Source organism: Nocardia sp. No.11 (assembly GCF_038752175.1).
GTDB classification, from domain to species: Bacteria; Actinomycetota; Actinomycetes; order Mycobacteriales; family Mycobacteriaceae; genus Nocardia; species Nocardia canadensis.
The window spans coordinates 60,493-64,322 of the sequence record NZ_JBCGFB010000028.1; the positions used below are offsets into that span (position 1 = coordinate 60,493).

Below are 3,830 nucleotides of genomic sequence, written 5' to 3' on the forward strand. Positions count from 1 at the left end.
CCGGGCCGGTCACCGCGCGATCGCCGGTCCTCAGGCGTTCACCAACTGCGCGGCCAGGAAATCGTCGACGAAGCCCTCGGCGGTCGCCTCGAACGCGGCGTAGTGCGCGATGCGGGCATCGCCGCTGATCGCCTCGCCGATGATCAGGTTGCCTTCGGCGTCCAGGCTCTGCGGCTGATCCTCGGCGTCGGGAAGCAGACCGACGCGAGAGTCGGCGAAACCGCTGTAGTAGGCCAGACCCGCGCTGAGCTGGGCTTCCAGCAACTGCTGCATGCCGGGCAGGATCTCGTCGCCCGCGGTCGCACCCGCCAGGCCCAGCCACAGGATGCGCTTGCCCGCCAGGCGCGGCTTGCTGCGGCCGTAGGCGAATCCGTAGTTCCAGACGCTGTCGATCCAGCCCTTGAGCGTCGCGGGCACGCTCTGCCAGTAGACCGGGAACACCACGACCACCACCTCGGCGGTCAGTAGCCGCCGCATGTGCGCCTCGGTCCCGGGGGAGTACCGCTTGTCGCGGTCGCCCCAGTCGGGCTGGTCTGCCACGGTCATTCGCGGGTCGAAGTTCTCGGCGTGCAGATCCAGGAAGTCGATCGTGTACCCGGCGGCGGTGAGCCGGTCGGCCGCGCGGCGCGCGATATGGGCCGACAGCGAGTCGGCGCGGTGGTGGGCGAGCACGACAAGCGCTGTGCGAGTGTTCGATTCGGACTGCTGCGACCCGGTGGTGGTCGGGCCGGTCGGCACGGTGGTGATGGGCGACTGCGACACGGTGGGCTCCCTGTTCGATCGTGGTGTGGGGCGGTGCGCCCCGTGTCTTCGAGTCAACCGCGATTCGCGTGGACGATCTATGGGTGATCATCTCGGGTTGATAGGAGTTCGTCTACGCTGGTGGCATGGACCCGTTGAGTTCACTGCTGAGTGGCATCCGTGCCGACGGCTCGGTCCTGGCCCATGCCGTCCTGCGCGCGCCGTGGACGATCCACTTCGCCGACCGGGCGCCGCTGATCATGGTGTGCGTCCTGCGCGGTGGCGGCACCCTGGTGCTCGCCGACGGTTCGCGCACCCGCCTCGTCGCGGGCGACACGGCGGTGGTGCAGGCCGCAGAACCGTTCCGGCTCATCGACATCGACACCCCCGACGATCGCGCACCGGTGGAATACGAACTGTCCTGCTTCGTGCCGAACGGCTTCGGTCCGGCCGATCTGAGCTGTGCCACACCGGAATTGATCGAGGAGGTCGGCGAAACCGGTGCCCCGGAGGAGACCTCGATGATCGTGGGAGCCTATCGCGCCTCGGGCAGGCGACACGAGCGGCTGTTGCGCGCCCTGCCGCCGGTGATGGTGGTCGCCGCCGACAGTGATGTGTGCGCCTGGCTCGAGGATTCCGCCGCCGAGGCCGTCCGGCACAGCGCGGGCTCGCAGGCGATGATGGACCGCCTGCTGGACTGGGCGCTGGTCTGCAACCTGCGCACCTGGCTCGCCGAACAGCAGCACTGCGCGCCCGCCTGGTATCGCGGGATGGCCGACCCGGTGGTCGGTCCGGCACTGGAAGCCATCCACGCCAAACCGTTCCAGCGCTGGACGGTCGCGAGCCTGGCCGCCGAGGCCGCGGTGTCACGGGCGTTGTTCGCCAAGCGGTTCACCGAGGTGATCGGCGAACCGCCGCTGACCTATCTGACCGAATGGCGGATGGCCGAGGCCGAGGAACTGCTCGCCGATCCCGCGCGCAGCGTCGCTCAGGTGGCGACCAGTGTCGGCTACTCCGACGCCTTCGGGTTCAGCGCCGCGTTCAAGCGCTCGCGCGGCAGCAGCCCGACGGAGTTCCGGGCCGCGCTGGTCTGATCAGGTGCGCGGGGTCAGCAGGACCAGCGGGATCTCCCGGTCGGTCTTGGTCTGGTAGTCGCCGTAGCCCCGGTAGCCCGCGACGACCCGGGGCCACAGTGTCGCCCGTTCTTCGGGGGTGGCGATGTGGGCCGTCATCGGGCGGGTCGGGCCGGTCTGCAGCGACACCTCGACGTCGGGGTTGTCGCGCAGGTTGAGATACCAGGCCGGGTGGGTCGGATCGCCGCCGCGGGAGGCGACCACGACGATGGTGTCACCGTCGACGACCGGCGCGGTCAGCATCACCTTGCGCGGCGTGCCGGATTTGCGGCCGATCGTGGTCAGCTCGAGGGACGGCATCCCGAAGATGCGGTTGCCGACCCGGCCGCCGGTGAGCGTGAGCAGGGCGCGGTGACCGGCGTTCATGATCTTCAGCTGCAGGTCGCTGGGCATGACCGCAATCTACTCCGCGTCCGTGAACGCCCGGGGCACGCGAGGTCAGCCGATCAGCTCGGTCAGCCGGGTGAGGAAGGGGCGCTGACCTTTTCCGAGTTTGTCCAGCGCGGTGGCCGGATCGAACCAGGCCGCCCGGTCGATCTCGGGGAACTCGGCGCGGCGGCCCGAGCGCGGCGGCCACTCCATCTCGAACGTTCCCGGGACCACGTCGGCCGGATCCAGATCGCCCTCGACGGCCCACGCGGTGACGGTCTTGCGCCGGTTCCCGCTGCCGTATCGCACCTCGCCGAGCGCGGTCCATTCGCCTTCGGGCACCGGCAGGCCGAGCTCCTCGGTGAACTCCCTGGCCGCGGCCACGCGCGCCGATTCCTCCTCGGGGACGTACTCGCCCTTGGGGATCGACCACGCCGAGGCGTCCTTCTTCGCCCACAGCGGGCCGCCCAGGTGTCCGAGCAGCACCTCGATCCCGTCCGCGCCGTGCCGATAGACCAGGACGCCCGCGCTGAATACCTCCGTCACGAACCAGAGTCTGCCATCCGCGCGGTCAGTCGAGGCCGTCGACGAACCGGCCGAGCAGGCGGGCGAACTCGGCGCGGTCGGCATCCGGCCAGCCGGTCATCGCGCGGTCGAAGGCGCCGCGGCGGCGCTCGTGCGCGCGGTCGAGCAGGTCCCGGCCCTGCTCGGTGAGCACCAGCAGTGAGCGTCTGCCGTCGGACTGGTCGGCGGCGCGGCGCAGGTAGCCCGCGGTCACGGCGGCCGCGACGAGCTTGCTGGCGCGGGGCTGGTCGACGGCCAGGGCTGCGGCCACCGTGGACACCGTCGGGGCGGTCGCGTCCTCGACGACATCGAGCACGTCGAAGGCTTGGCCGCTCGGCGCGTCCGCCGCCAGGGTGCGCCGGGTCTGCCGCCGCCGGATGGTGATCATCGCCCGTTCGATCCGCTCGACCTCGTCCACGGGCTCATGCTACCTTCGAACATATACATGTAATAGGACATGTAATTGTCGATAGACATGAAAGGTGGACGATGACTGAGCGCAGATTGATCGGCTATCAGGTCAAACGCCTGGACCGACTCATCGAAGCGACCTTCGATCGGGCGGTGGACAGTGTCGGGATGTCGCGTCGGGAATGGCAGACGCTCACCACGATCGTCCGGGACCCCGGCGCCGATCCGGTCGACGCGTTGCGTCCGTTCTGGGACTCCGCCGACGAGTCGATCACCGATGTCACCACCGCACTGGCCACGCGGGGCTGGATCGCCCGCGCGGACAGCGGTCGGTGGGCGGCCACCGACGTCGGTCGGGCGGCGCACGAGTCCGCCGCCCGGTCGGTGGGCGCCATCCGTGGACAACTGGGGGAGGGGATCACCGCGGCCGAATTCGCCGCGTTCACCGACACTCTCGCGCACATGATCGCCAACCTCGAGCAGTCGGGCTAGCCGACCACGGCCAAGCGAGGCCGGATCTCGGCGCGAGCCCGCCGGGCTTCCCCGCCCGGGCCGACGCTCAGTGGGCGGGCGTGGTTTCCGCAGGCCGCTGCGGCGAGCCCGCCGCGCCCG

At 70.3% G+C, this 3,830-nt stretch carries 6 protein-coding genes; 2 read left to right on the forward strand and 4 right to left on the reverse strand.

Annotated features, from left to right (window positions below; genetic code table 11):
• Positions 1 to 30 precede the first annotated feature (30 nt).
• Entirely contained in the window at positions 31 to 762 is a 732-nt protein-coding gene (locus V8688_RS11795) for an NAD(P)H-dependent oxidoreductase (protein ID WP_308248666.1), read from the reverse strand.
• Positions 763 to 887: 125 nt separating this feature from the next.
• On the opposite strand from V8688_RS11795, the gene V8688_RS11800 reads away from it, so the two are divergent.
• The gene (locus tag V8688_RS11800) at positions 888 to 1,835 is read left to right on the forward strand and encodes an AraC family transcriptional regulator (RefSeq protein ID WP_316573854.1); all 948 of its coding nucleotides are present in this window, start codon (positions 888 to 890) and stop codon (positions 1,833 to 1,835) included.
• Here V8688_RS11800 and V8688_RS11805 read toward each other — a convergent pair whose 3' ends face one another.
• The 3 genes from V8688_RS11805 to V8688_RS11815 are packed head-to-tail and all read right to left on the reverse strand — an operon-like array spanning position 1,836 to position 3,225.
• Entirely contained in the window at positions 1,836 to 2,267 is a 432-nt protein-coding gene (locus tag V8688_RS11805) for a nitroreductase family deazaflavin-dependent oxidoreductase (RefSeq protein WP_218721498.1), read from the reverse strand.
• Between the two features lie 45 nt (positions 2,268 to 2,312).
• Positions 2,313 to 2,789, reverse strand: a complete 477-nt coding sequence (locus tag V8688_RS11810; protein WP_308248665.1) for an NUDIX domain-containing protein — start codon at positions 2,787 to 2,789, stop codon at positions 2,313 to 2,315.
• 25 nt (positions 2,790 to 2,814) lie between these two features.
• Positions 2,815 to 3,225 carry a MarR family transcriptional regulator gene (locus V8688_RS11815; protein ID WP_218721496.1) on the reverse strand — a complete coding sequence of 137 codons (411 nt, stop codon included), beginning with the start codon at positions 3,223 to 3,225 and terminating at the stop codon, positions 2,815 to 2,817.
• A gap of 71 nt (positions 3,226 to 3,296) precedes the next feature.
• Between V8688_RS11815 and V8688_RS11820 the strand changes: the two genes are divergently transcribed.
• Positions 3,297 to 3,710: a MarR family transcriptional regulator gene (locus tag V8688_RS11820; RefSeq protein ID WP_342800791.1), complete on the forward strand. Its 414-nt coding sequence runs from the start codon at positions 3,297 to 3,299 to the stop codon at positions 3,708 to 3,710.
• Positions 3,711 to 3,830: the final 120 nt, after the last annotated feature.